This is a genomic window from Bacillota bacterium, from assembly GCA_029961055.1.
In the GTDB taxonomy this organism is placed as follows: Bacteria; Bacillota; Sulfobacillia; order JAIMAT01; family JAIMAT01; genus JAIMAT01.
The window spans coordinates 60,764-87,258 of the sequence record JASBVM010000017.1 but is presented as its reverse complement, the minus strand read 5'-3'; the positions used below and the strand labels follow the sequence as shown (position 1 = coordinate 87,258).

The window sequence follows — 26,495 nt, the reverse complement described above, 5'->3', positions numbered from 1 at the left end:
GACTCACCTCATCGCGTCTCGTGACGTGCGGGGTCGTGGCCGGCCGGAACGGCGAGTCGCCCCGCGCCGTCGGCCCGGTACTCCAGGCCGCCCCAGCGGAGCCTGCCCCGGCGCAGCGTCCGCGCCTCGGCCAGCCAGGAAGCGGCGTCCAGCAGCGGCACCGCCAGGGCCGCCGGCAGCGGCGGCTCGCCGATCCGGCGCGCCACCCAGGCGGAGAGGCCCATCTTGGCCAGGAGGTAGAGACCCGCCGCCTGGAGCCAACGACGATCCCCCAGCCCCAGCGCCGCCATGGGGAGGTAGGCGTAGTGTACCAGGTGGTGGACCGCTTGCAGATGCGCCGGCAGCATCCGCCGGAAGATGAGCGCACCCCGCGCCAGAAGGCTTTCCAGCTGCGCCCGGCTCTTCCTGCCCACCGGCGAGAGCAGCAGCGGGCCGAGCACGATGCGACCGCCGGCGCGGCGGACCAGCTGCCCCAGCCGGACGTCGTCGTTGATGTGGCGGCCGAAGGCGGGCACGCCGCCGATGCCCTCCAGCAGCGACCGGCGGAGGGCGACCGCCGCCCCCGGCGCGCCCACGTCCAGGCGACCCGCCCAGGGAAGCCACTCGGCCAGCACGGTGGCGTTCATGTGCGTCTGGTAGAGGAGGCCCCAGAGGCCCCGCGCCCCGCGGTGGACGGGTACGGCGCTGACGGCGGTCCGTTCCCCACCCGGCCGGCGGAGCGGCTCCACCAGCGCGAGCAGGGCGCCCGGCGCCGCCACCATGTCGGCGTCGGCCAGCACCAGGAAGCGGCCCCGGGCGGCGGCCACCCCGTGCAGGAGGTTGGCGCCTTTCCCGGTGTACCCCGGTTCCACCGGCGCCACCACCGCGCGGATCCTGCGGCGGGGGTGACGCCGGCGGAGCGCCGGCAGAGCACGGAGCACAGGATCGTCGGGTTCCTGGAAGGCGAAGACGAATTCGACGTCCCGCGCCTCCTCCAGGCGGAGCCAGGACTCCAGCCCGTCCAGGGCGGCCCGGCCGCCGCCGTGGACCGGCCGCACCACGCTCACCTCGGGTGGCAGGGCCGCCTGCGCCTCTCCCGTGGGCCGGGAGGGCGTGAGCGCCCCCAGGCGCCGGAGGCGCGCCGCCGCCGCCAGCCCGTGGCCGGCGAAGAGCGCGGCCCCGGCCGCTGTGAAGAGCCAAGGAAGGGGAAGCCTGGGCACCGCTCCCACCCCGGGTCCCGGAAGCCTTCTCCGGCGAGATACAATGGCCGATGCTAGACTACCTGACGCTCCGGGGGAGGTGGAATCCCTGGATCTGCCCCAGCGGGCGGTGGCGGAGCTGAGCGAGCTGCTGCGCTGGAACTCGGGGGAGCATCCGCCCGCGCCGCCGCTCGGCCAGGCGGAGGCCGAGCAGATGGCGCGGGAGGTGCTGGGGAGCCTCCTCAGCCTTCCCGACGACGTCTATCCCAAGCAGCTCCGGCGCCGCGGGCTCCAGTTCATCCTGCACGAGGAACCCGGGCTGCCGGGCCGGAAGATCTACTGCTCCATCTGGGACGGAGAACGCTGGCGCGAGCTGGGAGACGTGGAGGTGCCGGCGCCGGGAGGGGTGGAAAGCTGATGCTGGGGATCGGCAGGAAGACGCTCGAGGAGCGGCGTCGGCGGGTGCGCGCCGAGCTGGACCAGCGAGGGCTGAAGGCGCTGGTCGCCTTCAGCCCGAGCCATGTCCGCTACCTCTCCAACTTCGCCTTCATCGCCACCGAGCGGCCGATGGCGCTGGTCTTGACCGCCGGGAAGACCTGGCTCTTCGTGCCCCGCCTGGAGGTGGAGCATGCCGAGCTGACGGCCTGGGTGGACGAGGTGCTCGCCTACCCGGAGTACCCGGACGAGGAGCACCCGATGCTTCACCTGGCGCGGTTCCTGCGCGACCGCGGGCTGGCGGGAGCCCGGCTGGGGGTGGACTCGGACGGGTATGCGGGCGGCTACGGCTACGCGGGGCCGCGGCTGAGCGAGGTGCTCTCCGAGGCGACGGTGGAGCGGGCCGGCGACATCGTCACGCGCATGAGCCAGGTCAAGTCGCCGGAAGAGGTGGAGCTGATCCGCGAGAGCGTCCGCTGGGGCCATCTGGCCCATCGCTACCTGCAGGAGGCGATCCGGCCCGGGCGGACCGAGACCGAGATCAGCCTGCAGGCGACCGGGCAGGCGACGCTGGCCATGATCCGGACGGTGGGGGAGCTGCTGCCGCCCAACTCGGGACCGGCCTTCGCCGGCTTCCGCGGGCAGGTGGGGAAGGGCTCGGCGCTCCCCCACGCCGTCACCACCCACGCGCGCATCCGGGCGGGTGACGTCCTGGTCACCGGCGCCTCGGCCAACGTCGGCGGCTACGGGAGCGAGCTGGAGCGGACGCTGGTGGTGGGGGCGCCGACGCCGGAGCAGGAGCGCCTCTTCCAGCTCATGGTGCGGGCGCAGCAGGTCGCCTTCGACCAGATCCGGCCCGGCGTCACCTGCGCGCAGGTGGACGCCGCCGTCCGCGCCTTCTTCCGTGACGAGGGGTTGGAGGCCTACTGGCGCCACCACACCGGGCACGGGCTGGGCATGGGGATGCACGAGGCGCCCTTCCTCGACGTGGGCGATCCCACCCCGCTCGAGCCGGGCATGGTCTTCAGCCTCGAGCCGGGGATCTACGTGCCCGGCTTTGCGGGTTTTCGACACTCGGATACGATCTTGGTCACGGACAGCGGGGCCGAGTGGCTCACCTACTATCCCAGGGACTTGGCCTCGCTGACCGTCGAGGCCTGATCCCGCCCGGGGCGGGAGCGACGGCGGGCAGGGCCGGGGGGAGGCTCGAGAGCATGGAGCCAGGCGAACGGCCGGTGCCGGGCACGGCGGCCGAGCCGGGGACCGAGGAGGTCGTCCGGATGAAGGGATCACGCCTGCGGGTCGAGTTCGTGGCGGGTCGCGGCCAGGCGCTGGCCGAGGCGCTCAACGCGTGGTTGGCGCAGCACCCGGAGGAGCAGGTGGTGCAGATGCGCTGGGCGCTGGAGGCCGAGGAGGGCGCAGGCGTCTACATCGTCTACGAGCAGGAGCGGCCCTCGCGGAGCGTCGGCTTCGCCCGGGAGGTCGAGTCCTGAAGGCGGCGAGCCTTCCTTCTCGCGACAGTGGCAGGGGGCGGAGCCCGGCAAGCGTGCAAAGGAGGGGACAGGTGTGGCCGAGATCGAGGTGGACAGCGCCAGCTTCCAGTCCGAGGTGGCGGGGTCGGAGCTGCCGGTTCTGGTCGACTTCTGGGCCGACTGGTGCGCCCCGTGCCGGATGCTGGCGCCCATCGTCGAGGAGCTGGCCGAGGAGTACGAGGGGCGGCTCAAGGTGGCGCGGCTGGACGTGGACGCCAACCCCGACCTGGCCTCCCGGTTCGGGGTCATGAGCATCCCGACGCTCCTGATCTTCAAGGAAGGAGCGCCGGTGGAGCGGCTGGTGGGCTACCGTCCCAAGGAGCAGCTGAAGCGCGCCATCGACAAGGTGCTCGGCTGAGGGAAGCCGCGGGCAGGATCCGGCAGGAGAGGGGCAAGGAGACCCGAGGCGGCGCCGCTCGGCGCCGCCTCGGGTCTCAGCAACTTCACAGGTTGGCTTCAGACCCGTCTCAGCCTGGATGGCTACAGTAGGCGTGCAGTGGATACTCCACGGAGGCGATGGAGGATGGTCACCTGCCCTCGCTGCGGAAGCCGCGAAGTGGGCAAGGTGGGTCCGCGGCACTACTACTGCTGGGATTGCTGCGCCGAGTTCAACTGGCGGGGAGGCAAGCTCGACGTCTTTCTCCTTGACGCCGAGGGGGAGCGGCGTCCGCTCAAGCTCTCCGCGCTGCGCATACGGCCGCGTCCGCAGCCCGCGCTCTGAGCCCGCAGCGGTGGCTCGAACGGCCGGCCGGCAGGCCATCCGTGACCCGGCGATGCTACCATGACCGAAGAGACGGGAGTGGCGGCATCGGCCGGAGGAGGCACGGGGGTGAAGGAGCGGATCCTCGTCGTCGACGACGATCCCAAGATCACTTCCATGTTGAGGCGGAACCTGACGCTGGAGGGCTACGAGGTTTCGAGCGCTTCCAACGGCGAGGAGGCCTTGCGCCAGATCCGGGACTCGGTCCCCGACCTCGTGGTGCTCGATGTGATGATGCCTGGTGTGGACGGGATCGAGGTCTGCCGGCGCCTCCGCTCCGCCGGCGAGTCGGTGCCGATCCTGATGCTGACCGCCCGGGACGAGGTCTCCGACCGCGTGCTCGGCCTGGACGCAGGCGCGGACGACTACCTGGTCAAGCCCTTCGCCTTCGACGAGCTGAGCGCCCGCATCCGGGCGCTGCTGCGGCGCCGCCAGGGTGGGAGCGAGAGGGTCCTGCGCTTCGCCGACCTGACCGTGGACCTGGCCGCCCGCGAGGTGGTGCGCGGCGGGCGCGAGATCCAGCTGACGGCGACGGAGTTCGAGCTGCTCGTCTACTTCCTGCGGCATCCGCGCCAGGTGCTGAGCCGCGAGAGCATCCTGGAGAACGTCTGGGGGTACGACTTTGGCGGCTCCTCCAACGTGCTGGAGGTGTACGTCGGCTACCTGAGGCAGAAGCTGGAGCAGGAGGGCGAGCCGCGCCTGATCCACACCGTCCGGGGCGCGGGTTATGTCCTGCGCGACGGGGCCGCGCCCGGACGGGAGAGCGGGTGAGGGTCGATGTCGGTCCGGCTGCGGCTTACGCTCTGGTATAGCGGTGTGCTGGCCGTCACCCTGCTTCTCCTGGGCCTCCTGCTCTACGCCATCATGTCCAACCTGCTCCTGCGGGACGTGGACCGGAACCTGGCCACGCAGGCGGGCAACATCCTCCGCTCCACGCAGATCCGGATGGTGGAGCCGTTCCAGATGGTCGTCCAGATCCCGCCGCTCAACACCTACGCCACGGCGGGGCTGATGGTCCAGGTCTACGACCTGAGCGGGCGGGTCCGCGCCCGGTCGGCCAACCTGGGAGAGGGGACACTCCCCTTCGAGCCCGTGGACCGTCGCAGCACCGTCCCGGAGCACCCGGTCTTCGTCACCTACGGGGAAGGGCGGCAGGCGCTGCGCACCTACCAGGTGCCGATCGCGCTGAGCGACGGGAAGGTGGTGGGCGCGCTGGAGGTGGCGCAGCCGCTCCTGGGGCTGTCGGAGACGCTGGCGCGGCTCCGCTTCCTCTTGATCACGGGGTCGGCGCTGACCGTGCTGGCCGCGGCGGTGGTGGGCTGGTTCCTCGCCAGCGTGGCGCTGGCGCCCATCGGGCGGATCACCAGCGCCGCCCGCGCCATCGGCCTCTCGCGCGACTTCTCGCGGCGCGTCGCCTACGAGGGGCCCCAGGACGAGATCGGTACGCTGGCGGCCACCTTCAACCAGATGCTGAGCGGCCTGCAGGCGGCCCACAGCGCGCTCCAGCAGAGCTTCGACGCGCAGCGGCGCTTCCTGGCCGACGTCTCCCACGAGCTCCGGACGCCGCTGACCGTGGTGCGGGGGAACGTGGAGTACCTCCGCCGTGCGGGAGGCCTGACAGGCGACGAGGAGGCGGCGCTCCGGGACATCGGCGACGAGTCGGAGCGGATGTCCCGGCTGGTCTCGGACCTGCTCCTCCTGGCGCGGGCGGACGCGGGCCAGCACCTCCGCCTCGAGCCGGCAGAACCGCTCGCCATCCTGCGCTCGGCGCTCCGGCAGGCGCGCGTCTTCCGCCGCGACGTCCAGATCGTCGGGGTCGACCTGGAGCCCCTGGAGGGTGTCACCATCCGCTGCCAGCCCGACTACTTCAAGGAGCTCTTCATGATCCTCCTGGACAACGCGGTCCGGCACAGCCCGGCGGGCGGGACCGTCTCTCTGGCGGCCCGGCGGGTCGACCCGTGGCTCGAGCTGGCCGTCCAGGACCAGGGCCCCGGCATCCCGCCGGAGGAGCAGGAGAAGATTTTCGAGCGCTTCTACCGCGGGCGCGCCGAGCATGGCCGGGCCCGCGACGGCACGGGCCTCGGCCTCTCCATCGCGCGCTGGATCGCCCAGGAGCACGGCGGCAGCATCCACGTCGAGAGCAGCCCCGGTCAGGGAGCGCGCTTCGTGGTCCGCGTGCCGCTCGCCTCCGGCTCCGGAGAGGTCGCCAGGAAGCCGGCTGCCTCCCCGGCCGTCCCCACCGCCTGAGGCCGCCGGCCCCCCGTCCCATCCCCGCCGGCCTGGCCTGCCAGACCAGACGGACACCAGGGCAGGAGCGGGCACTCGCCGCAGCGGGGCCGGCGCGCCGTGCAGACCCTGCGGCCGTGCAGGATCAGCCAGTGATGCGCCTTCGACCAGAGCCGGCGCGGGACGCGCGCCTGCAGCTGGCGTTCCGTCGCCTCGGGCGTCCGGCCGTCGGCCAGGTGGAGGCGGTGGGAGACGCGGAAGACGTGGGTGTCCACCGCGATGGCCGGCAGGCCGAAGGCGTTGGCCAGCACCACGTTGGCCGTCTTCCTCCCGACCCCGGGCAGCCGGGTCAGCTCCTCCAGCGTCCGCGGCACCCGACCGCCGTACTCCCGGGCGAGGATGCAGGCGGTCTCCACGATGTGCCGCGCCTTGGAGCGGAAGAGGCCGAGCGCCCGGATCTCCTCGGCCAGCCTCTCCGCCCCCATCCTGCAGAGGTCCTCGGGCTCGTGGGGGCCCGCGAAGAGCCGTTCCGTCACGCGGTTGACGCCCGCGTCGGTGGACTGGGCCGAGAGCATGGTCGCCACCAGCAGCTCGAAGGGTGTCGTCCAGCGCAGGGCGGTCCGCGGCTCGGGGTAGAGCCGCGAGAGGGTCCTCAGGATGGAGCGGACCCGCTCTTTCTCCGCCCTTCCACCCGCGGCCGCCCCGGCCCGGCGACCGCTCAAAGCGCCAGCGCCCCCAGCGCCGGCACCCCGGCCAGGAAGGGATGGGCGCGCACCGCCTCCCGCACCATGGCGCGGACGAGGCCGCGGATCTCCCATTGCGCCTCGGGCTTCCCCCGCAGCTCCGCCAGGTGGATCAGCTCCGCCAGGTCCATCTCCGCCCGGACCCTGCGCCGCTGGGCGTTGAGCACCAGGTAGTGGGCCGCCGTGGGCGAGAGGGCGGCGAGCCGGCGGGCGGTGGACTCCGCCTTCTCCAGAGCCACCTCCAGCCGCCCGCCCAGGCCCGCCTGTTCCACCGCCGGGGGGATCGTCCACCCCCCGGCCGCGCCCGGCGGACCGGGGTAGAACTGGCAGCGGCGGTTGTGACGGAGGAGCTGGTGCCAGGCCGCCTCCGAGAGTTCCACCTCGAACCGGTAGTGAAGCGCGTGGAAGGGGGGCGGAGCCTCCCTGTGCTCGCCCAGCGCCGCCGCTGCGTGGGCGAAGAGCTCCGCCGGCGCCGCCTCCTCCCCGGGGAGCATGGCGGTCCAGGCCCGGGCGAATCGCTCCAGCGCCACCTGGGGCGGCTCGGGCTCCAGCAGGCGGGCCGCGCCGCCCGTGGCGACCGGAGAGGTCGCCCCCGCCGCCTCGCCGGCGCCGCGGGCGCCCGTCGCCCGGACGCTCCCCGGCGTCGCCGCGGCCGCCTCTCGCCAGGCCTCCCAAGCCGGGTCGGGCTCGGCGTGGCGGAGGAGGGTGGGCACGTCGTGCTCCGCCGCCTGGCGCAGCGCCGTCGCCAGGGCGACCACCTCGGGGTAGGGCGAGGCCAGGAGCCGGCGGATGGCGTCGCGAAGCGCCCGGGCGTTGGCCGTCAGGCCCAGCTGGGTGGCGGTGGCCAGGGGGAGGGTGAAGCGGGCGTCCTCGAAGGCCTGCCGCCGGCGGCGGCGGGCGTACGCCTCATCGCTCTCGTCGGGCCGCCGGGGGACCTCCCGCCGGAGCGCCTCGCTCAGCTCCTCCAGGAGCCGGCGATAGAGCCCGTACAGCTCGGCGCAGGTCTCCTCGGCCAGCTGCCGCCCTTCCGCAGGCAGGTCCGGCGGCAGCACCCAGTCGCCCGGGCGAGGCTGCTGGTAGCGCTGGCTGTACTCCGTGAACGAAAGGAAGGGATTGGAGAGCTCCAGCTCGGCGGAGGCCAGGCGCGAGATCCGCTCCACCCCCAGGTGGACGACGGCGTGCTCGGCGACCGAGGAGTGGCCGTAGCCGACCACCCACTTGTCGTGAAAGGCGGAGGCCTCCGCCGAGGCGCGCGCCGGCAGGAGCGGGCTCGCGCCGGCGTAGGCCTGGAGGTCCTCCCGCAGCAGCTTGAGCAGGTTCTCCCGGAAGGAGCGCGGGCTCCGGCTGACGTAGGCGAAGACCACCGCGATCACTTCCTCGGGGAGGCCGTGGATGGCGTAGACCGGCGCGTCCAGATCCGAGAGGAAGGGTTCCAGCAGGCGCCGGTCTTCCTGGGAGAAGGGCGGGATGGGCTGGCGCTCCATCGCTCACCTCCGCTGCGTCTGGCCCACGGCCGGGCCGGGCTCGCGGGCGGCGGGCTCCACGTGCAAGAGCACCTCGGTCACTCCGGGGAAGCGGTCCCGGACCGCCCTCTCCACGCGGTCGGCCAGCTCGTGGGCCGCCTCCAGCGGCAGGGCGGGCTCCAGGTAGATGACCGCGTCCACCTTGATGTCGTCGGCCCGGCCGCGGCTCCGCACGTCGCGGCAGCCGCGCACCCCCGGGACCGAGAGCATGGTCCGCTCCAGCTCCTCGCGGTGGAGGACGGCCGCGTCGCCGAGCACCTGGAGCACGTGGGCGAGGATCTCCCACGCGGCCTTGCCGATGAAGCCGGCGATGACCAGCGAACCCACCGCGTCCACCCAGAGAAGGCCGAGGCGGCTGGCCGCCAGGGTGATCAGCACCGAGGTGGAGACGAAGAGGTCGCTGAGCGTATGGGCGCTGTCGGAGACGAGCACGTCCGAGGAGAGCCGCCGGCCCGCGGAGCGCTCGTAGCGCGAGACGCCGTAGTTGATCGCCATGGTGACCAGCATCACCGCGAAGCTGGCCGGCGTCACCTCGGGCGGGGCGGGGTGCAGGAGGCGGCCGACCGCCTTGCTGACGATCTCGGCCAGCACCAGCAGGAGAAGGATGGCGATGCCCAGCGCGGCCAGCGTCTCGAACTTCTTGTGACCGTACGGGTGCTCCCGGTCGCTGGGCCGCGCCGCCAGGGTGACGCCGACGAGGCCGATGATGTTGGAGGCGCCGTCGGCGAAGGAATGGTACCCGTCGGCGACCATGCTGGCGCTGCCGATCGCGCTGCCGACCAGCAGTTTGGCCCCGGCCACCGCCCAGTTGAGGCCGAGGACGATCCATAGGATCCGCTGGACGCTCTGCAGGCGGAGAGACTCTTTCTCGGAGAGCTGGAAGGTCATTCCGGGCGCCTCCATCGACCGCCGCGGGAACTCGACGTGCACCTCACGACTATACCATACGACGGCCGGCCGCCCCCTGGCCGCCGGGCGCCGGAAGGAAGCGCCCCCCGGCGCATCGCCGGGAGGCGCGACGAAGGGGCGTGCCGGGGTGTCAGACGTCCCAGTACAGGTAGAACTCGTACGGGTGGGGCCGCTGGCGGACCGGTTCCACGTCCTGCTTCCTGTGGCTCTCGATCCAGTCCGCGATCAGCTGTTCGTCGAAGACGCCGCCGCGCAGGAGGAAGTCGTGGTCCCGCTCCAGCGCGTCCAGCGCTTCCTCCAGCGAGCCCGGGACGCTCCGGATCCGGGCGCGCTCCTCCGGCGAGAGCGTATAGACGTTCCGCTCCAGCGGGCCGAAGCCGAGCTCCGAGGGCTCGATACGGTTGAGGATGCCGTCCAGGCCGGCCATCAGCATGGCCGCGAAGCTCAGGTAGGGATTGCCCGTGGCGTCAGGCGGGCGGAACTCGATGCGCACCGACTCGGGCTTGCTCGACCCCACGGGAACGCGGACGGCGGCGCTCCGGTTGGCCTTGCCGAAGACCAGGTTGACCGGCGCCTCGAAGCCCGGGATCAGCCGCCGGTAGGAGTTGGTGGTCGGGTTGCTGAGGGCCAGGATCGAGGGCGCGTGGACGAGGAGGCCGCCCACGTAGTAGCGGCCGATGGCGCTCAGACGGGCGTAGCCCTGCTGGTCGTAGAAGAGCGGCCGCTCCTCGTCGAAGAGGCTCTGGTGCGTGTGCATCCCCGAGCCGTTGTCGCCGTAGAGAGGCTTGGGCATGAAGGTGACCGTCTTCCCGTAGCGGCGGGCGGTGTTCCGGATGATGTACTTGTACAGCTGGACGTTGTCGGCGGTCCGGGTCAGGGTGTCGCGGCGGAAGTTGATCTCCGCCTGGCCCGCCGTCGCCACCTCGTGGTGGTGGCGCTCCACCGGCAGGCCGGCCGCCTGGAGGTTCCGCACCATGGCCGTGCGCACGTCCTGCAGCTGGTCCAGCGGCGCGACCGGGAAGTAGCCCGTCTTCGGGCGGATGCGCGAACCCGAGTCGAGCAGCTCCCGGTTCCACTCGGCCTCCACCGAGTCGATGGAGTACCCGGCGGAGCCTTGGTCGGCGTGGAAAGTGACCTTGTCGAAGATGAAGAACTCCAGTTCGGGCCCCCAGTAACTCTTGGTGGCGATCCCTGTGCTCTTCAGGTACGCCTCCGCGCGCTTCGCCACGGAGCGGGGATCCCTGCTGTAGGAAGCACCGTCCGGCTCGACCACGTCACAGGTCATCACCAGGGTGGGCGCCTCCGTGAAGGGATCCAGAAAGGCGGTGGTGGGGTCGGGGACCATCACCATGTCGCTCTCCTCGATCGACCTGAAGCCGGGGATGCTGGAGCCGTCGAAGGGGACGCCCGAGACGAAGAGCTCCCGATCCAACATCTCGACCGGCATGGTGATGTGGTGCCACCGCCCCGGAACGTCGGTGAGCCGCAGGTCGATCATCACCACCCCGCTCCGCCGGGCCAGCTCCAGGACCTCGTCGGCGTCCGACGGGCGCAGGAAGATGTTGGATCCGACGGCCTCCGCGCTCACTCCCTGGGAGTGTTCCGCGAGGACCCCCGCGGCTCGTTTCGCTTCGGCCGTTTCCAAGAGGCCCACCTCCTCAGCATGGATACCTCAGTATAAGAGGGCCGCAGAGGCACGTGCAAGTCAGCTTGTAAGGAAAACCTGACACTCTGACAAGCAGCTCGCGGAGGCCTCCCGGACGGGAGCGGGGGCCGGGCCGTGCCCCGGGACGGGCGAGGGAGCCGGGAGATGCAAGAGGAGCTGCCCGCCTTCCTCCGCGGGCAGCTCCCATCCGTCTCCACCGGGCTGTGCGGTCCCGCCCCTCCACCGGGGCGGCTTGGTCCCGTGCCGGTCAGCGGGGCTTGGGGGTGCTCCACTCCGTCCGCACCCGCTCCTCGTACAGACTCTTCGGATCACGGTAGAGCAGGCGGTCGAACGGGATGACGATACGGCCCCATCCCGCCACGAACAGGAAGAGGAAAAGCAGGGGAAGGAGAACGTTCGAAAGGATCCAACCTACGCTGGACAACCCCGATCCCTCCCGCTGGCCCGCAGTGCAGCGGCGTCCGTTCCTGCGGGCGGCCGCCTTTACGCTAGCAGAGGGGCGGGGGACGTTCAAGGCGAAGGCTGGGGGTGCGACGGGCCAGGGTTGGCCCCGCAGGCCCGGCGGCTGGGAGGGTGGAAGATGCCGGCGCTCGAGTGGCTCTTCTGGTTTCTGGTTCCGGTGATCCCCATGGCGCTGCTCGTCAACGGCCTCGTCCTCTTGGCGGGGCGGTTCCTGCCCCGCCTGCTGGGAGCGGCGCCGAGGAGGTAGCCGACGAGGCAGCGGACGAAGGAGGGAGTTCGCGCATTGGCTTTGGAGATGGAGGCCATCGATCGTTGGCTCGGGGCGCACGATGCGGAGATGGTCCGCTTCGCGCAGGAGCTGCTCCGCATCCCCAGCGTCAAGGAAGGAGCTCAGCCCGGTGCGCCCTTCGGCCCCGGGCCCGCGCGGGCGCTGGAGCGGGCGCTGGCCGAGGGGGAGCGGCTCGGCTTCCGGAGCCGGAACGTGGACGGGTACGCCGGCCACCTGGAGGTGGGGGAGGGAGCGGAGCTGGTGGGCGTCCTCTGCCACCTGGACGTGGTCCCGGCCGGCAGCGGCTGGAGCCACCCGCCCTTCGGCGGCGAGGTCGTGGACGGCCAGCTGGTCGGTCGCGGCGCCGTGGACGACAAGGGCCCCTCGGCGGCCGCCCTCTATGCGCTGGCCGCGCTGGCGGCCGCCCGGCCTCACTGGAAGCGGCGCCTCCGCCTCATCTACGGCACCGACGAGGAGAGCGGATGGGCCGACATGGAGTACTACATGGCGCGGGAGGAGCGGCCGCAGCTCGGCTTCTCGCCGGACGCCGGTTTCCCCATCATCAATGCCGAGAAGGGCATCCTCGACTTCGACGCGGTGACCGCGCGCACGCTGGACGGGGAGCGCGAGGGCGCGGTCCTGGAGATTCGGGGCGGCAGTCGCCCCAACGTGGTCCCCGACGAGGCGACCGCCCTGGTCGACGCCCGCTGGCGGCCCGGACCGGCGGCCGGCGCGCGGCCGGACGGCGGCCGCGTCGAGGTGGAGGCCCACCCCCGCGGTTGGAGCCTGCACGCCAGCGGCCGCGCGGCCCACGGCAGCACGCCCGAGCAGGGGGTGAACGCCGTCGGGCTTCTGCTGGAGGCCCTCCTCGCGGGGGAGGGACTGGCCGAAGGCTGGCGGAAGGCGCTGGAATCGCTCCGCGCGCTGCTGCCCACCGACGGTTCCGGCCTGGACGCCGCCCTGAGCGACGAGGTCTCCGGACCGCTCACCGCCAACCTCGGCGTCCTCCGCTACGAGGAAGGGCGCCTCCGTGGCACCTTCAACCTCCGTTACCCGGTCACCCTGAGCCGGGAGCTGCTGCTCGACCGGATCGAGCGCCGCCTGGCCGCGCTTGGCTACGGGGTCGAGCGGGTGCACGACCAGCCGCCGCATCATGTGCCGGCGGAGAGCCCGGAGATCCGCCTCCTCTCCCGCGCCTACGAGGAGGTGACGGGCCGGCCGGCCACCCTCATCGCCATCGGCGGCGGCACCTACGCCCGCCTCATCCCCCGTGGGGTCGCCTTCGGCCCGGTCATGCCGGGCCAGCCGGAGCTGGCCCACAACGCCGACGAGCGTATCGCCCTGGACGACCTGCGGCGGGCGGCGCGGATCTGGGCGAGGGCCATGGCCTACCTGGCCTGCGAGACCACGGGCTGAGCCGAGACCGCGGGGCTGGCGCGGACGAAACGACGAAGCGGCCGCAGCATCTGCGGCCGCTTCGCCCCTCCTCCTCGTCGCCCCCGTTCAGGAGAAGCGGAGGAAGATGTCGCGGGCGTGCTCCAGCGCCTCCCGCTGCGAGCTGCCCACGGGAGCCTGCAGGCACTCTTCCAGGTTGGCGGTCATCACCTCGACCGCCACCTTGTTGACCGCCGAGCGGAGGGCGCTCAGTTGCGTGACGATCTCCTCGCAGCTCCGCCCTTCCTGGAGCATCCGCTGGATGCCCCGGGCCTGCCCCTCGATGCGGCGCATCCGGGCCATGAGCTCCTTGAGCAGCTCTTCGTCGATGGTCATCCGCTCAGCACCTCCGCCCGCGGGGACCCTCCACCCGGCGTTCAGGCAGCCAGCACCTGCCCGATGTACATCGGCTCGGGCAGCGCCCCGTACCTGCGATCGCAGCGAGGGATCGTGGAGACCAGGTGCTCAGCCGCCCAGAACCTGGCTGATGTACATCGGCTCGGGCAGCGCCCCGTCGAAGTCGACGCCCTTGTCGGTGACGGTCTTGGGTACGCCGAAGACGTTGTAGAGGTTGGCCAGCGAGGGGAACTCCGACGCCTCGATGGCCTCGGCGCGGATCTTCGGGTTCTCCAGCGCCATCTGGTGAGCCAGGCGTACCGCCCGGGGGCAGTACGGTCAGGTGGGTGTGACGAAGACCCGGATCACCAGCTCCTCGTCGTGCGCCCTCACCTTCTCCAGGCTGGCGGCGCTCAGCTGCGAGCGGCCGTTGGCCACGTCGACCAGGTCCTCGATCAGGGCGCCGAACTCGTAGCCGGAGGGGATGCCGAAGTAGCGCATGCCGGTGTCGTTGCCGTCGGCGTCCAGGTAGATGATGGCCGGCGTCTTCCCCTCCACGCCGTACTGCTCGGCCAGCGAGGCGCCCTCGGGATCCTCGTCGACGTCGACGACGCGGAGCGCGATGTGCTCGGGGCTGATCTCGTGCAGCTCCTCCATCAGCTGCCGCGTCTCCTTGCAGAAGCGGCAGTTCTTGCCGACCAGCAGCAGGACCTGGGCGGTACCGCTCGTCTCGCCCATCATCGAGGCGATGGTGGCCGCGTCCTCCTGCGAGATGAATCGCTCGCTCATGGCTCCTCCTTCTGTAAGGTCTGTACGGGCGTCGCCCGCCGAACCACCGCAAGCAGCCCCCCGCCACCGAAGCTTACCCGATCCGCGTGGGGAAGCCGGAGGGACCGGTTGCCACAGGGACAACCCCAAGCACAGATACCCCATCGGGTATACCGCACGTACGGTGAGCATATGCCGGGGTGCGGACCCTGTCAACCCTGGCCGCCTGCCGCGCTGGGGGCCGGGTCGCCGGGTTATGCTCTCGTCGGGAGGTGAGGCCGTGTTCCCCTGGAGGCGCCCGCAAGGTCCGGATCGGGGGCGGCCTTCCGGGCGCCGTGACGCGGCCCTCCGGGCGGCTGCCCGCCGGCGCGACCTGGCCGGCGCGCAGCGGGTGCTGGAGTCGTCCGAGCTGCCCGTGCTGGGCGACGTGGAGCCCGCCTACCGGCTGGGTCTGGCCGCGGACGAGGAGCCCTTCGTCCGCCTGCCGGCCAACCTGTTGCGCGCCGTGGAGGAGGGCGAGCAGCTCGCTTACGAGGTGCGCGAGAGCGGGCAGCTGGTGGTGACCAACCGCCGTCTCTTCTTCGAGGGCGGGGAGAGCACGCTGGAGCTGGGCCTGGACCGGGTGGAGCGGGCCGAGGTCCCCTTCCTGGACGTGGTGGAGGTGGCGCTCTTCCGCGGCGAGATGCGGGACGTGCTGGCGCTCCCCTTCCAGGTGGAGCTGCCGGTGACGGTGGCCGCCTTCCTGGCGCGGCTGGCGGGCTTTCGCCTGGAGCTGGGCTGAGCCGTGCATCCGGAGGCGCTGGACGAGGCTCGCCTGCTGGCCCTCGCCGACGTGCGCAGGCTGGAGGCGGCTCAGGACTACTGGATGCTGGGCCGGGTGGGGGCTCGTCTCCGCTGGCGGGACCGGATCGCCGGCCGGGTGGACGGGGCACACGACCGCTACCGGGTGGAGGCGCGCCTGGCCGCCGGGTCCGCGGAGACCCGTTGCAGCTGCGGCAGGCGGCAGCCCTGCCGGCACGCGCTGGCGCTCCTCTGGGCGTGGAGCAGGGAGCCGGAGAGTTTCGCCGACCTGGAGGCGCTGGCCGCCCCCTGGCAGGGGGCGCCGCCCGGGGAGCTGGGCGAGTTGCTCTGGCGCCTGCTGCAGGCGCCGGAGGATCCGCTGGCCGTCCTCCTGGAGGCGGGGGAGGGACGGGGCTGGGAGGCGCAGCCGCCGGCGGGACGGCTGCGCCATCTGGAGAGCTTTCTGGCGGAGAAGCCCGGCGAGGCCGGGGCCCGGTTCGAGGAGCTGTCCGACAGCCTGGCGCCGCGCCCGGGCGAGGGAGAGGAAGGGCGTCGCCAGCGCGTCCGCCGGGAGGGGGAGCTGGCCGGTCGCTTCCTGGAGCTGCCGGAGGAGATCCGGTCCCGGCTGGACCCGGCGGCCTGGGGGAGGCTGGTCGCCCGCTGGCTGGACGAGCTGGAGGCCGGAGCAGCGCCGGTGGACGGCCCGGAGCTCCGGCTTCTGGCCCGTCTCCTGGCGGCGCCGCAGCTGCCCGAGGGGCTCTACGCCCGCCTCCTCCGGGCGGTGGCCCGCCTGGACGGGCGCGGGGTGGTCGACCGTCTGCTGCGCGCGGCCTCGGAGGAGGCGGAGGCGGAGCGGCGGCTGGGCCTGGAGGAGGCGAGGGAGCGGCGCGAGCGGGCGGTGTTGGCGCTGGCCGACCTCCTGGCGCTGAGGGGGCGGGGCGAGGAGGCGGAGCGCGTGATGGAAGAGGCGGCCGGGCTGCCCGCGGTGGGCGAGCGGTGGGTGGAGGCGCGCCTGGAGCGGGGCGACCTGGAGGGCGCCGTCGCCGCGGCCCGCCGGGCGCTGGCCGGCGCCACCGGTGCGGCGGTGAGGGCCTGGCGGAGCCGCCTGGCGGAGCTGCTGGAGGCGGCGGGCCGCTCCGGCGAGGCCTTCGCCCTGCGGGTGGCCAACTACGCGGAGAAGGCCGACAGCGGCGGATACCGGTGCCTGCGGCGGGCGGCGCGGCAGCGGGGCGCCTGGGCGGAGATGGCGGGGGCGGCCCGTGCGGCCCTGCGGCAGCAGGAGGGGCGGGCGTCGGTGCTGGAGGCGCTCCTGGAGGAGGACGACCCGGCGGCGCTGGCGGAGGAGCTGGGCTCCGCCCTGGAGGACCCGGACACGCCGGTGGAGCTGATCCTGCGGGCCATCGTCCGGCTGGGGCGCGAGCGGCCCGGCGAAGCGCAGGGACTGGGCCGGCGGCTGCTCCGGTCGGGACGCGCCAGCGTCCAGCAGCGCGCGCGGCTGGCCCGCTTCCTAGCCCGGCTCCGCGTCGACGCCGTCGAGGAGCGAGGAGGGCGGGCGGGCGGCCGTCCGTCCGGGGAGCGGTGACGGTCGGCCGGCGGTGGCGCCGGTGCCGGCGGGACGCTGGCCCAGGTAGGCCGCCTCGCCCAGCGCCGTCGACTCCGCGTGGCGGAGGGTGCGCCAGCCCCGGTAGGCCTCGAGGAGCTCGCCCGGCTCCAGCACCCACGCCGGCGGCAGCGGCCGCCGCGTACCGCGCAGGAAGGTCCGGACCAGCACGAACCCGCCGGGCCGGACCGCCTTCCGCATCTCCGGCAGGAGCCGGCGCTCCAGGTACCAGGTGAGGACCACCAGGTCGTACGCCGCCTCCCCGCAGGAAGGCAGCCGCCAGCGCTCCAGGTCGGCCCGCCGGGCGCGGATACGGCCGGAGAGCCCCCGGCGGCGCGCCTCCCCGGTCAACCGTTCCAGCGCCACGTCCGAGATGTCCAGCGCCTCCACGGACCAGCCCCGCTCCGCGAGCCAGAGCGCATTCCCCCCGGGTCCCGAGGCGAGGTCGAGCGCCCGGGCGGGCGTACGCACCGGGTGGAGCCAGGGAAGGGAGGCGACCAGGAAGGGGTCGGGCTCCTGGCGCGGCCCCCTTCCTTCGGCGTAGCGGCGGTTCCAGCGCTCCCGGTCGGACTCGCTCAAGGCCGTTCGGAGGAGCGGGGCCGCGGGCCGTGACGGCGCAGCTGCGGCAGGCGGGCGAGGACCAGATCGGCCAGGCCCTCCAGGTCGTTCCAGTCGAAGCAGGGGATGCCCGGCGGGGCGCCCTCCAGGGGCAGCCGGTCGGAGGCCAGGGCGAGCAGCTCCGGATCGCCGGCGTTGAGGGGACCGCCCCGCGCGGTCTGGACCACCTCGATCTTGGGGAGGGGGCCGGTCCGGTAGCCCTCGGTCACGATCAGGTCAAGCCAGGGGGCGCGGTCGGCGGCAAGTTGAAGGATGGCGGGGAGCGGGGCTTCCTCGCGGAGCTCCTGCACCATCGCCAGCCGCGCCGGCGAGGCGATCAGCACCAGCTCCGCCCCGGCCTGGCGGTGGCGCCAGGAGTCCTTGCCGGGCACGTCGATGTCGAAGCCGTGGGCGTCGTGCTTGAGGGTGGCGACGTGGAGACCGCGGCGCCGGAGCTGGCGGATCAGTCCCTCCACGAGGGTGGTCTTCCCCGCCTTGTGACGGCCGACGACGGAGAGCACGGCGATGGCGCCGGCCATGGCCTCACCCCTCCTTCCTGTCGAGACCGGGAGGCGTGCCCTCCGGGGCGCTCGCGAGGCGCCACGGGTGAAGCGGCAGCACCTCCACCGCGCTCCCCGCCGGAGGAAGCGGACCGGCCGGGATCCGCGCCAGCGCGTCCGCCCCCAGCCAGGCCAGGAGCGAGTTGGCGTGGCCGCGCCGCAGCGGGCGGGCGTAGAGGCGCCCTTGCTGCCGGCGGAGGGAGGCGGCCAGATACTGCTCCAGCCGGGGGGAAGCGCTCGGGGGCGGGCTCTCGAGAACGGCGGTCCAGCCGTCGCCGGGCGTGGCCGCGCTCGCCGCGTCCTCCCCCTCCCCCGGACGGGGGCCGCCCCCGGCCACGCCCAGCCAGTGCTGGAGGAGCGGCACCGCCAGCACCCGGAAGACGGTGTAGGCGGCGCCGGGTGTCCCCGGCAGGCCGAGCACGAGCGCGTCGCCCAGGCGCGCGGCCAGCGCCGGCGTGCCCGGCTTGAGGGCGACGCCGTGGAAGAGGATCTCCGCACCCAGCCGATCCAGGGCCGCGGCCACGCAGTCGTAGTCGCCCACCGAGGCGCCGCCGCTGGTGACCAGGAGGTGGAAGCGCCCGGCCTGGGCCCGGACCGCTTCGGCGATGGCGCCGGCGTCGTCGTCCACGCTCCCCGTCCAGGCCACCTGCGCCCCCCACTCGGCGGCGATGGCCGCCAGGGCGAACCGGTTCGAGCTGTAGATCATGCCCGGCGCCAGGGGCTGGCCGGGCTCCACCAGCTCCGCCCCGGTGGAGAGGACGGCCAGCCTCGGCCGTTCCCGGACGGGGAGCCGGGTCAGCCCCAGGCTGGCGGCCAGCGCCACCTCCGGCGCACCGAGAAGGCTGCCGGCGGGAAGGAGGAGCTGGCCTGCCGCCGCCTCGCAGCCCGCCGGGTCGACGTTTCTCCCCACCTCCACCGGTTCCTCGACAAGCAGGAAGCCTTCCGGGTCCCGCGCGACCTCCTCCTGGCGGATCACCGCGTCGGCGCCCGGAGGGAGTGCCGCGCCCGTGAAGATGCGGGCGGCCTCGCCGGGGGCGAGCCCGCGCGGGGCCGGCTCCCCGGCGCGGGAGGTGACGGCGACGCGGAGACGGACCGCTCGGCCCGGCCCGGCTCCCGCCGTCTCCGCGGAGCGGAGGGCATAGCCGTCCATGGCCGCCCGGTCGAAGTGCGGGAGCGGTCGCGGTGCGTGGAGCGGCTCGGCCAGGATCCGGCCTGCCGCCTTCTCCAGGGGCGCCGTCTCCACGCCCAGCCGGCACGGGACGGCCAAGAGGCGCGCCAGCGCCTCGGGAACGCTGAGCAACAACCGGTTCTCTCTCCCTTCCCGGGAAGGGTCGCCTGGGGCAGTCTAACACCGGTGGGGGGTGGGGCGGGTGGCTCTGCTGCGCATCCTCATCCGGGCCGGCTTCCGCTTCAGCCGTCACCGCGGGGGCACCATGGCCGCGGCGCTCTCCTACTATGGCCTCTTCTCCCTCTTCCCCCTCCTCCTGCTTCTGGCGCTCCTGGCCGCGGCGGTGGAGCCGGGCGAGGGCTTCCGCCGCGCCCTGGCGGACCTGGTCCGCCTCTACGTTCCCACCAGCGAGGCAGTGGTCGCCACCGGCCTCGAGAGGCTCCGCGACCTGCGCGGCCAGCTGGGAGCGGTGGGCGGCCTCGGGCTGCTCTGGGCGGGATCGGGCGTCTTCACCGTGCTGGCCGGCGCCCTGGACCAGGTCTGGGAGCGGAACGAGCACCTCCCCCTGCTGCGCCGCCGCGCCCTGGGACTGGTCACCCTGCTGGCGACGGTGGCCGCGCTCTTCCTGGCGGCCCTCCTGAGCCTCGGGGTGGGCGCGCTCCTGCGCGAGGCTCTCTCCCGCGCCGGGTTGGGCGGCCTGGGCGGGCGGACGGCGGGGCTGCTGCTGACGGTGCTGCCGCCGCTCCTGGTCTGGGGGGCCCTGGCCGCGCTCTACCACTTCCTGCCCGGCGGCGAGCCGCCCTTCGGCGACGTCTGGCCGGGGGCGCTGGTGGCGGCGCTGGGCGTGGAGGCGCTCCGCTACGGATTCGCCCTCTACGCGGCCCGCCTGGCCCACTTCCACGCCGTCTACGGAAGCCTCGCCGCCGGCGTCCTCCTCCTCTTCTGGATCTACCTGCTCTCGGTGGTGGTCCTCTTCGGCGCCGAGGTGGCGGCGGCGTACGGCCGCTGGCGGCGGGGCGAGACGGAAGAGGCGGAGGGGCCCCGCTGGCTCCTCCGCCTCTGAAGGAAGGGTCGCGCCGGCCTCAGCCCTCGCCGGCGGCGTTCACCGCCTCGCTCCGGCCGAAGTAGGTCTTGCGCAGTTCGGCCTTGACGATCTTGCCGGTCCCTGTCTTGGGCAGCTCGGAGGCGAAGATGACCCGCCGCGGCGCCTTGAAGTGGGCCAGGCGGTCGCGGGCATAGCCGATCAGCTCCTGCTCGCTGGCCTGGGTCCCGGGGCGCAGGACCACGACGGCCACCGGCACCTCGCCCCACTGGGGGTCGGGCGCGCCGAGCACCGCCGCCTCCAGCACCGCGGGGTGGGTGTAGAGCACGTCCTCCACCTCGATGGAGGAGATGTTCTCGCCGCCGGAGATGATGATGTCCTTCTTCCTGTCGACGATGTTGAGATAGCCCTCGGGGTCGACCACGGCCAGGTCGCCGGTGCGGAACCAGCCCTCGGCGAAGGCGGCGGCGGTCTCCTCCGGCCGCTTCCAGTAGCCGGCCATGACGTTGTCGCCGCGGACCTGGATCTCGCCCACGTCCTGGCCGTCCCAGGCCACCTCGCTGCCGTCCTCGTGGACGACCCGCACCTCGTTGCCCAGCAGCGGCAGTCCGGTCATGGCGAGGCGGCGGTCCAGCTCTTCCTGGGGGCGGTCGGCCAGGGTCGACTTGATCACCGAGACGGAGACGATGGGGCAGGTCTCGGTCAGGCCGTAGCCCACCCGCACCAGGCAGCCCAGCTCCTGGCGCGCGCGGCGGACCAGCTCGTAGGCGACGGGTGCGCCGCCCAGGACGATCTGGCGGAGGCTGGAGAGATCGTAGCGGGAACGGTCGGGGTAGTTGAGAAGCGCGTTGAGCATGGTGGAGACCATCAGCGCGGTCCTGGCCTTCTCCCGTTCCACGGCCCGGGCGAACAGCTCGGGGTCGAAGCGGGGGACGACGATCTGCGTTCCGCCCGCGGCGACCATGAACTGCGGCGTCCCCCAGGCGTTGACGTGGAAGAGCGGTACGGTGCCCACGATCATCCGCTCGCTGTCGTCCAGCTGGAGCGCCAGCACGGCGCTGAGCGCATGCAGGTAGAGGTTCCGGTGCGTGAGCATGACGCCCTTGGGCCGGCCGGTGGTGCCGCTGGTGTAGAAGACCTCCACGACCTCACGCTCGTCCGGCGGCAGCCCGAGCGGCCGCTCCTCCGCCTCCTCCAGGAGGGGGTCGAACTCCAGCCAGCCTCCCGGCAGCTGGCCGTCGGCGCCGCGGTAGACCAGCACGTGGTGGCGCACCGACGGGGGTTCGTCCAGCGAGCCGACGAGCGGGAGGAGTTCGGGCGAGGCGAAGAGCGCCACCGGTTCGGCGTCGTGGAGGATGAAGGAGACCTCCGCCGGGCTGAGGCGGATGTTGACCGGCACCAGGATGGCCCCCAGGGGCAGGACGGCGTAGTAGAGCTCCAGCAGCCGATGGCAGTTCATGCCCAGGTAGAGGATGCGATCGCCCCGCCGGACGCCCAGCCGGTCGGAGAGGACGGCGGTCAGGCGGCGGACGCGCCCGGCGTACTGGGCGTAGGTCAGCCGCGTCTCGCCGCAGACGATCGCCTCCTTGCCCCCGTAGAGCCGCTCGCTGCGCTCGAGGAAGCGGAGGGGGGTGAGGGGCACCTCCACAGGCGACACCTCCTGTCGGAAACCTTCCTCAACGGTTGGGATCATTCTACCCGTTTGCCGATGAATGAAATAGGCGTCTGGAGCGCGAAAGGGGCGGGGAGGGGCAGGGGGCCCCGCGGGGCGGCCGGCCTTGCCGGCTCGGCTATACTTTGGGGCGGCGGGAGGCGAGAAGATGGACGCACTCTCCGAAGCGATCCGAAAGGCGATGGAGGCCGTTGCGCCCCGCCTGGCCCACGTCACCTCGGTGGACGAGGCGGGGGAGCGCGTCGCCTTCGGGACGGGTTTCGCCTTCGACGAGCGCCACCTGGTCTGCAACTCCCAGGTCCTGCAGCAGGAGCGGGTCCTGGTGCAGATGCCCGACGGCAGAGAGCGGCACGCCCGCCGGATCGCGGCGGACCCGCTCTATTTCCTGGGCTTCCTGGAGATGGAGGACGGAGAGCCGGCCTGGCAGGAGGCACCGCCGGTCCAGTTCGTGCCGGAGGAGGAGCTCCGCCCCGGCTTGGCGGTGGTCGCCCTGGGCTATCCCATGGGCGACCAGATCGAGGTCACCTCCGGCGTGATCAGCGGCGTCGACCGGACCGTCTACCGGCCGGAGCGGATCCCCGTGGACGGCCTGGTGGTGACCGACGCCCCCATCCACCCCGGCAACACCGGCGGCCCGCTGCTCCTCCTGGACGGCCGCGTGGCCGGGATCAACGGCATCCCCTGGATGCACGGTCTGAGCCTGGCGGTGGGAGCGCCCGCCTTCACCCGGGTGATCGGCCAGATCCTGGAGCACGGGGAGGCCACCCATCCCTGGCTGGGCTTCTCGGGCCAGCGCGAGGTGATCGAGCCGGAGATGGTCAGCCTCCTGGGACTTCCGGTCGACCGCGGCATCGCCGTCCGCATGGTGACCGAGAACGGGCCCGGGGCCAGAGCCGGCGTCCAGCCGCTGGACCTGGTGGTGCGCGTCGACGACGTCCCCGCCGACTCGCTGGGCACCATCCGCCAGCGGCTCAGCCTCTACCGGCCGGGGCAGAGCGCCAAGCTGACGGTTTTGCGCGGCGGCGCCCTTCTGGAACTCGACTTTCCCGTGGAGCAGGTACCTCAACTCCGCGCGTTGCAATAACCCTGAAGGCGGCCGCCGACCGGCGCCGCCCGAGTCGGTGCGCGCGGAGGCGCCTCCTCCGCGGCGCGCGGAGGCGATGAAGAGGCATGGAGAGAGCAGCGGCCGGGCGAGGGGCGACCGCCCCCGCCACGGGCTGGGCGCTGGACGGGGGCCTGCCGGAGGAGGCCACCTTTCCCCGGGAGGAGCTGGCGCGGGCGGCGGCGCGGGTGCTGGAGGGCGACCCGCGTGCGCTGCAATACGGGGGCGGGGACGGGCCGCGCCGGCTGCGGCAGCAGGTGGCGCTCCACCTGGCCCGGCGCGGCCTTTGCGTCGAGCCGGAGCGGATCCTGGTGACGGCCGGCGCGGCCGAGGCGCTGGACCTGGCGGCCCGCGCGCTCCTCGCGCCGGATCGTCCGGTCTGGCTCCAGGAGCTGACCTGGTTCGGCGCCCTGCGCATCTTCGGCCGGAATGCCGGCGGCCGTCTCGAGGCCCTGCCCATGGACGGGGAAGGGCTCGACCTGGATGCGCTGGAGCGCGCGCTCCGGGAGGTGGAGTCCGGGCTCCGGCAGCGGCCGGCCTTCCTCTATCTGACCACGACCTTCCAGAATCCGACGGGCCGCACCCTGGGCGAGCCGGCGCGGCGGCGGCTGGCGGATCTGGCCCGCCGCCACGACCTCCTGATGCTGGAGGACGACCCGTACGGAGACCTGGCCTTCGACGGCGAGCCGCCGCTGCCCCTGGCGGCGCTGGCGCCGGAGCGGACGATCCTGGTGGGGACGGTCTCCAAGATCGTGGCGCCGGGCCTGCGCATCGGCTGGGCGGTGGCCGAGCCCCAGCTCCTCGGGCGGCTGGCCGCCCTCCGGCCGGGCGGCGAGACGCAACCCTTCGTCCAGGAGCTGCTCGCCGCCTGGTGGGAGGAAGCCGACCTCCCCGGGCGCGTCGCCGCGCTCCGGCGGACCTACCGGGCGCGACGGGACGCGCTCCTGGCGGGGCTGGAGCGGTGGCTCGCCCCGCGCGGCGCCAGCTGGGAGGTGCCGGCCGGCGGCTTCTTCGTCTGGCTCCGGCTGCCGGTGGGGGTGGACGCGGTCCGCCTCCAGGCCCTGGCCGAGGCGAGGGGCCTCCGCTACGCCGCCGGGCGCGCCTTCACCGTCGACGGGCACGAGCCCGGGGCGATCCGGCTCTGCTTCACCCACGAGAGGGAGGAGCGGCTGGAAGAGGCGGCGGGCGTCCTGGGCGAGGTGCTGGACCGGGCGCGGGAGGCGGCGGCCGTTTGAGCGCCGGCGCCGGGCGTCCGCGGCCCCACTCCCGGTCGGGAGCACCCGTGCCCGTGCTGGTCCTGGCCCCCTTCTTCCGCCGCCAGGCGGAGCTCTGGCAGCCCGGATGGCCGCCGGTCCGCTGGCTCCTGCCGCCCTCGGAGAGGCCGCCGGAAGGGTGGTGGAGAGCGCTGGGCGCCGAGCTGGCCGCGGTCGAGGTGGTGGTGGCCGGCGGCCACATCCGGCTGGAGCCGCTCCTCCCGCTGCTGCCGCGGCTCGCCTGGGTCCATGCCGCCTCGGCAGGCGTCGACCGCCTGGTCGAGCCGCTCCGCGAGGCCGCGCGGGCCGGGCGCCGGATCCTCCTGACCAACGCCAGCGGAACCAACGCCGTCCCCATCGCCGAACACGTGATCCTGGCCGTGCTCGCCCTGGCGCGAGGACTGCCGGAGTACGTCCGCCAGCAGGAGGCGCGGCTCTGGCGCCCGCACGAGGCGCGGGAGGTGCAGGGGGCGACGCTGGTCATCGCCGGCTACGGCTCCATCGGTCGCGAGGTGGCGCGCCGGGCGCGCGGACTGGGGATGCGGGTGCTGGGGCTTCGCCGCCGGCCGGGTCCGGTGGAGACCGGGGACGGCTGGGCGGACGAGGTCGGCGGTCCCGAGTCGGCCCGCGCCTTCTTCGCCCAGGCCGACTACCTCCTCCTGTCGCTGCCGCGGACGCCGGAGACGGAGCACTATCTGGACGCCGAGAAGATCGGATGGCTGCCGCAGCGGGCGGTGGTGATCAACGTCGGCCGGGGGGCGCTGGTGGACGAGGCCGCGCTGGTCGAGGCGCTCCGCTCGGGGAGGATCGCCGGGGCGGCGCTGGACGTCTTCGAGCGGGAGCCGCTTCCTCCCGAGAGCCCGCTCTGGGGCGATCCGCGCGTCCTGGTCACGCCCCACGTGGCCTGGAGTTCGCCGGAGACGCCGCGCCGGGGCGCCGAGCTCTTCGCGGCCAACCTGCGCCGCTACCTGGCCGGTCAGCCGCTCTGCAACCTTGTGGAACTGGAGGCGGGTTACTGAGACCGGGTGCCGGGCTCCGGTCCCGGCGCGGCCCGACCGATGTCGCGGCGCCAGAGGCCCCCGTCGAGCCGGAGCGAGGCGACTAGCGCCTGGGAGCGGTCCCGGGCCGCCGCCAGCGTGGGCCCTATGCCGACCGCGGTCAGGAGCCGCCCGCCTGCCGTCCGCCAGGTGCCGTCGCCCGCCTGGCGCGTTGCGGCGTGGAAGAGGAGCTGCTCGGGGAGACCGGTGCCGAGCGTCTCCGGCGTTCCCGCCGGCTGCCAGCGCTCGAGCCCGCGGATGGGCAGGTCGCGCCCGGGGGACTCGGGGTAGCCCGGGGCGGCGAGGACGGTGCCGAGCGCCCAGCGACGGGGCGCATCGCCGGGCGGGCCGGCGGGGGGAAGGCCCTCCGGCAGCTCCCCGCGGGCGGCGGCGAGGAGGAGCTCCGACCAGCCGCGGAAGCCGCCCGGGAGGCCGCCGGAGAGGGCGCCGCCGGGCGCGCCGCAACCCGCCAGCAGGGGGAGGAGGACCTGCGCCTCGGGGTCGCCCAGGCGCGCGTTGAACTCGAGCACCCGCGGACCCTCCCGGGTCAGCATCAACCCCGCGTAGAGGAAGCCGTGAAAGGGGGCGCCCTCCTCGGCCAGGCCGGCCAGGGCGGGCGCCAGGATGCGCCGGTCGACGGCCTCCAGCAGCTCCGGCCCCGCGTCGGCCACCGGCGCATAGGCGCCCATCCCGCCCGTGTTGGGTCCGCGGTCACCCTCCAGGAGCCGCTTGTGATCACGGGCCACGCCCAGGCGGAGCCAGCCGCGGCCCCCGGCCAGGGCGAAGACGGAGAGTTCCCTCCCCTCCAGGTGCTCCTCCAGCACCAGCCGCCGGCCCGCCTCGCCCAGGGCACCGGCGAGGAGGCGGCGGGCGACCTCCAGCGCCTCGCTGGCGTCGCGCGCGACGAAGACGCCCTTGCCGGCGGCCAGGCCGTCCGCCTTGAGCACGTAGGGCGGGCGGCGGGAGGCGGTCCAGCGGGCCACCTCCTCCGGCGAGGAGGCCAGGCCGAAGGCGGGACCGGGGATCCCGTGACGGGCCATGAAGAGGCGGGCCCAGGCCTTGCTGCTCTCGATACGGGCGGCGGCCCGGACCGGGCCGAGGCAGGGGATGCCGGCGACCGCCAGCGCGTCGGCCACACCGGCGGCCAGGGGCGCCTCGGGGCCGACCACCACCAGCTCCGCCCGCCAGTCGCGCGCGACGGCCACCACCTGCTCCGGCTCCTCGGCCGGGCCGGGCAGGGTGGCCACGCCTGCCGCGCGCAGGCCGTCGTTCCCCGGCAGGACCGCCACGGCCGGTCCGCCCGGGTCGCGAAGGAGCCACCAGGCGAGCGCGTGCTCGCGGGCGCCGGAACCCAGGATCAGGATCCGCGCCGGGCGCCGCCGCCCCGAACCCGTTCCTCTCGCCGCCCCCGCAGGGGGCGGGGTCGCTTCCAAGGGCGCTTCCT

28 protein-coding genes and 1 pseudogene are annotated in these 26,495 nt (G+C 73.8%); 15 read left to right on the top strand and 14 right to left on the bottom strand.

All coding sequences use genetic code 11. From position 1 onward, the window contains the following. Positions 1-8: 8 nt before the first annotated feature. A complete protein-coding gene (locus QJR14_06100) occupies positions 9-1,199 on the bottom strand; it encodes a glycosyltransferase (protein ID MDI3317172.1) in 1,191 nt (396 codons plus the stop codon). A 79-nt stretch (positions 1,200-1,278) separates the two neighbouring features. On the opposite strand from QJR14_06100, the gene QJR14_06095 reads away from it, so the two are divergent. The 7 genes from QJR14_06095 (at position 1,279) to QJR14_06065 (ending at position 6,152) form a co-directional block, all read left to right on the top strand. Beyond that, positions 1,279-1,596 (top strand): hypothetical protein, encoded by a 318-nt coding sequence (locus QJR14_06095; GenBank protein MDI3317171.1) that lies wholly within the window; start codon positions 1,279-1,281, stop codon positions 1,594-1,596. Beyond that, positions 1,596-2,774 (top strand): Xaa-Pro peptidase family protein, encoded by a 1,179-nt coding sequence (locus QJR14_06090; GenBank protein ID MDI3317170.1) that lies wholly within the window; start codon positions 1,596-1,598, stop codon positions 2,772-2,774. Before QJR14_06095 ends, QJR14_06090 begins: the two co-directional genes overlap by 1 nt. A gap of 53 nt (positions 2,775-2,827) precedes the next feature. After that, on the top strand, positions 2,828-3,106 hold the full coding sequence (locus tag QJR14_06085; protein MDI3317169.1) for a hypothetical protein: 279 nt from the start codon (positions 2,828-2,830) through the stop codon (positions 3,104-3,106). Between the two features lie 73 nt (positions 3,107-3,179). After that, positions 3,180-3,503 carry a thioredoxin gene (gene trxA, locus QJR14_06080; protein MDI3317168.1) on the top strand — a complete coding sequence of 108 codons (324 nt, stop codon included), beginning with the start codon at positions 3,180-3,182 and terminating at the stop codon, positions 3,501-3,503. A 207-nt stretch (positions 3,504-3,710) separates the two neighbouring features. Next, positions 3,711-3,866, top strand: coding sequence for a hypothetical protein (locus QJR14_06075; protein MDI3317167.1), 156 nt, complete (start codon positions 3,711-3,713; stop codon positions 3,864-3,866). A 108-nt stretch (positions 3,867-3,974) separates the two neighbouring features. Then, complete coding sequence (locus QJR14_06070; protein MDI3317166.1) at positions 3,975-4,676, top strand: response regulator transcription factor; 702 nt, start codon at positions 3,975-3,977, stop codon at positions 4,674-4,676. Positions 4,677-4,682: 6 nt separating this feature from the next. Continuing rightward, positions 4,683-6,152, top strand: coding sequence for a HAMP domain-containing sensor histidine kinase (locus QJR14_06065; protein MDI3317165.1), 1,470 nt, complete (start codon positions 4,683-4,685; stop codon positions 6,150-6,152). Here QJR14_06065 and nth read toward each other — a convergent pair. From nth to QJR14_06040, 5 genes are all read right to left on the bottom strand, one after another. Further along, positions 6,056-6,790 (bottom strand): endonuclease III, encoded by a 735-nt coding sequence (gene nth, locus QJR14_06060; protein MDI3317164.1) that lies wholly within the window; start codon positions 6,788-6,790, stop codon positions 6,056-6,058. The two genes, QJR14_06065 and nth, sit on opposite strands and share 97 nt — an antisense overlap. A 59-nt stretch (positions 6,791-6,849) precedes the next feature. After that, positions 6,850-8,358 (bottom strand): FAD-dependent thymidylate synthase, encoded by a 1,509-nt coding sequence (locus QJR14_06055; protein MDI3317163.1) that lies wholly within the window; start codon positions 8,356-8,358, stop codon positions 6,850-6,852. Positions 8,359-8,361: 3 nt separating this feature from the next. Further along, the gene (locus tag QJR14_06050) at positions 8,362-9,285 is read right to left on the bottom strand and encodes a cation diffusion facilitator family transporter (GenBank protein ID MDI3317162.1); all 924 of its coding nucleotides are present in this window, start codon (positions 9,283-9,285) and stop codon (positions 8,362-8,364) included. A 151-nt stretch (positions 9,286-9,436) separates the two neighbouring features. Then, complete coding sequence (gene glnA / locus QJR14_06045; GenBank protein MDI3317161.1) at positions 9,437-10,861, bottom strand: type I glutamate--ammonia ligase; 1,425 nt, start codon at positions 10,859-10,861, stop codon at positions 9,437-9,439. 358 nt (positions 10,862-11,219) lie between these two features. Continuing rightward, on the bottom strand, positions 11,220-11,396 hold the full coding sequence (locus QJR14_06040) for a hypothetical protein (protein ID MDI3317160.1): 177 nt from the start codon (positions 11,394-11,396) through the stop codon (positions 11,220-11,222). Positions 11,397-11,552: 156 nt separating this feature from the next. On the opposite strand from QJR14_06040, the gene QJR14_06035 reads away from it, so the two are divergent. After that, positions 11,553-11,681, top strand: a complete 129-nt coding sequence (locus QJR14_06035; GenBank protein MDI3317159.1) for a hypothetical protein — start codon at positions 11,553-11,555, stop codon at positions 11,679-11,681. A 36-nt stretch (positions 11,682-11,717) separates the two neighbouring features. Beyond that, complete coding sequence (gene pepV, locus QJR14_06030; protein ID MDI3317158.1) at positions 11,718-13,118, top strand: dipeptidase PepV; 1,401 nt, start codon at positions 11,718-11,720, stop codon at positions 13,116-13,118. Between the two features lie 87 nt (positions 13,119-13,205). Here pepV and QJR14_06025 read toward each other — a convergent pair whose 3' ends face one another. The 3 genes and pseudogenes from QJR14_06025 to QJR14_06015 all read right to left on the bottom strand — a co-directional run bounded on the left by QJR14_06025 (position 13,206) and on the right by QJR14_06015 (position 14,261). After that, positions 13,206-13,472: a metal-sensitive transcriptional regulator gene (locus tag QJR14_06025; protein MDI3317157.1), complete on the bottom strand. Its 267-nt coding sequence runs from the start codon at positions 13,470-13,472 to the stop codon at positions 13,206-13,208. Between the two features lie 129 nt (positions 13,473-13,601). Then, positions 13,602-13,796, bottom strand: a pseudogene (locus QJR14_06020) (thioredoxin family protein). 15 nt (positions 13,797-13,811) lie between these two features. After that, positions 13,812-14,261, bottom strand: coding sequence for a hypothetical protein (locus QJR14_06015; protein MDI3317156.1), 450 nt, complete (start codon positions 14,259-14,261; stop codon positions 13,812-13,814). A 259-nt stretch (positions 14,262-14,520) separates the two neighbouring features. Here QJR14_06015 and QJR14_06010 point away from each other — a divergent pair, with 259 nt between their 5' ends. Continuing rightward, on the top strand, positions 14,521-15,021 hold the full coding sequence (locus tag QJR14_06010; GenBank protein MDI3317155.1) for a hypothetical protein: 501 nt from the start codon (positions 14,521-14,523) through the stop codon (positions 15,019-15,021). A gap of 3 nt (positions 15,022-15,024) precedes the next feature. Beyond that, complete coding sequence (locus QJR14_06005) at positions 15,025-16,602, top strand: SWIM zinc finger domain-containing protein (GenBank protein ID MDI3317154.1); 1,578 nt, start codon at positions 15,025-15,027, stop codon at positions 16,600-16,602. Here QJR14_06005 and QJR14_06000 read toward each other — a convergent pair. The 3 genes from QJR14_06000 to QJR14_05990 are packed head-to-tail and all read right to left on the bottom strand — an operon-like array spanning position 16,528 to position 19,080. Then, positions 16,528-17,199 (bottom strand): class I SAM-dependent methyltransferase, encoded by a 672-nt coding sequence (locus QJR14_06000; protein ID MDI3317153.1) that lies wholly within the window; start codon positions 17,197-17,199, stop codon positions 16,528-16,530. The genes QJR14_06005 and QJR14_06000 overlap by 75 nt on opposite strands. Continuing rightward, positions 17,196-17,756 carry a molybdopterin-guanine dinucleotide biosynthesis protein B gene (gene mobB / locus QJR14_05995; GenBank protein ID MDI3317152.1) on the bottom strand — a complete coding sequence of 187 codons (561 nt, stop codon included), beginning with the start codon at positions 17,754-17,756 and terminating at the stop codon, positions 17,196-17,198. Before mobB ends, QJR14_06000 begins: the two co-directional genes overlap by 4 nt. Before the next feature lie 4 nt (positions 17,757-17,760). Beyond that, on the bottom strand, positions 17,761-19,080 hold the full coding sequence (locus QJR14_05990; protein MDI3317151.1) for a molybdopterin molybdotransferase MoeA: 1,320 nt from the start codon (positions 19,078-19,080) through the stop codon (positions 17,761-17,763). Between the two features lie 67 nt (positions 19,081-19,147). Between QJR14_05990 and QJR14_05985 the strand changes: the two genes are divergently transcribed. Further along, positions 19,148-20,008, top strand: a complete 861-nt coding sequence (locus QJR14_05985) for a YihY/virulence factor BrkB family protein (GenBank protein MDI3317150.1) — start codon at positions 19,148-19,150, stop codon at positions 20,006-20,008. Between the two features lie 19 nt (positions 20,009-20,027). On the opposite strand, the gene QJR14_05980 is transcribed toward QJR14_05985, so the two are convergent. Continuing rightward, positions 20,028-21,644, bottom strand: coding sequence for a long-chain-fatty-acid--CoA ligase (locus QJR14_05980; protein ID MDI3317149.1), 1,617 nt, complete (start codon positions 21,642-21,644; stop codon positions 20,028-20,030). Between the two features lie 196 nt (positions 21,645-21,840). On the opposite strand from QJR14_05980, the gene QJR14_05975 reads away from it, so the two are divergent. The 3 genes from QJR14_05975 (at position 21,841) to QJR14_05965 (ending at position 25,033) form a co-directional block, all read left to right on the top strand. Next, positions 21,841-22,743, top strand: coding sequence for a trypsin-like peptidase domain-containing protein (locus QJR14_05975; protein ID MDI3317148.1), 903 nt, complete (start codon positions 21,841-21,843; stop codon positions 22,741-22,743). An 86-nt stretch (positions 22,744-22,829) separates the two neighbouring features. Beyond that, positions 22,830-23,996 carry a PLP-dependent aminotransferase family protein gene (locus QJR14_05970; protein ID MDI3317147.1) on the top strand — a complete coding sequence of 389 codons (1,167 nt, stop codon included), beginning with the start codon at positions 22,830-22,832 and terminating at the stop codon, positions 23,994-23,996. Between the two features lie 47 nt (positions 23,997-24,043). Then, a complete protein-coding gene (locus tag QJR14_05965) occupies positions 24,044-25,033 on the top strand; it encodes a D-2-hydroxyacid dehydrogenase (GenBank protein MDI3317146.1) in 990 nt (329 codons plus the stop codon). On the opposite strand, the gene purD is transcribed toward QJR14_05965, so the two are convergent. Continuing rightward, positions 25,027-26,484, bottom strand: coding sequence for a phosphoribosylamine--glycine ligase (gene purD / locus QJR14_05960; GenBank protein MDI3317145.1), 1,458 nt, complete (start codon positions 26,482-26,484; stop codon positions 25,027-25,029). The genes QJR14_05965 and purD overlap by 7 nt on opposite strands. Positions 26,485-26,495 lie beyond the last annotated feature (11 nt).

Bases quoted from the DNA above. Each gene is read 5' to 3' on its own strand.
- QJR14_05975 (MDI3317148.1), top strand. From the start codon at position 21,841: ATGGAGGCCGTTGCGCCCCGCCTGGCCCACGTCACCTCGGTGGACGAG.
- QJR14_06035 (MDI3317159.1), top strand. From the start codon at position 11,553: ATGCCGGCGCTCGAGTGGCTCTTCTGGTTTCTGGTTCCGGTGATCCCC.
- QJR14_06015 (MDI3317156.1), bottom strand. From the start codon at position 14,261: ATGAGCGAGCGATTCATCTCGCAGGAGGACGCGGCCACCATCGCCTCG.
- QJR14_05970 (MDI3317147.1), top strand. From the start codon at position 22,830: ATGGAGAGAGCAGCGGCCGGGCGAGGGGCGACCGCCCCCGCCACGGGC.
- QJR14_06065 (MDI3317165.1), top strand. From the start codon at position 4,683: ATGTCGGTCCGGCTGCGGCTTACGCTCTGGTATAGCGGTGTGCTGGCC.
- QJR14_06055 (MDI3317163.1), bottom strand. From the start codon at position 8,358: ATGGAGCGCCAGCCCATCCCGCCCTTCTCCCAGGAAGACCGGCGCCTG.
- QJR14_06050 (MDI3317162.1), bottom strand. From the start codon at position 9,285: ATGACCTTCCAGCTCTCCGAGAAAGAGTCTCTCCGCCTGCAGAGCGTC.
- QJR14_06085 (MDI3317169.1), top strand. From the start codon at position 2,828: ATGGAGCCAGGCGAACGGCCGGTGCCGGGCACGGCGGCCGAGCCGGGG.
- QJR14_06090 (MDI3317170.1), top strand. From the start codon at position 1,596: ATGCTGGGGATCGGCAGGAAGACGCTCGAGGAGCGGCGTCGGCGGGTG.
- QJR14_06025 (MDI3317157.1), bottom strand. From the start codon at position 13,472: ATGACCATCGACGAAGAGCTGCTCAAGGAGCTCATGGCCCGGATGCGC.
- mobB (MDI3317152.1), bottom strand. From the start codon at position 17,756: ATGGCCGGCGCCATCGCCGTGCTCTCCGTCGTCGGCCGTCACAAGGCG.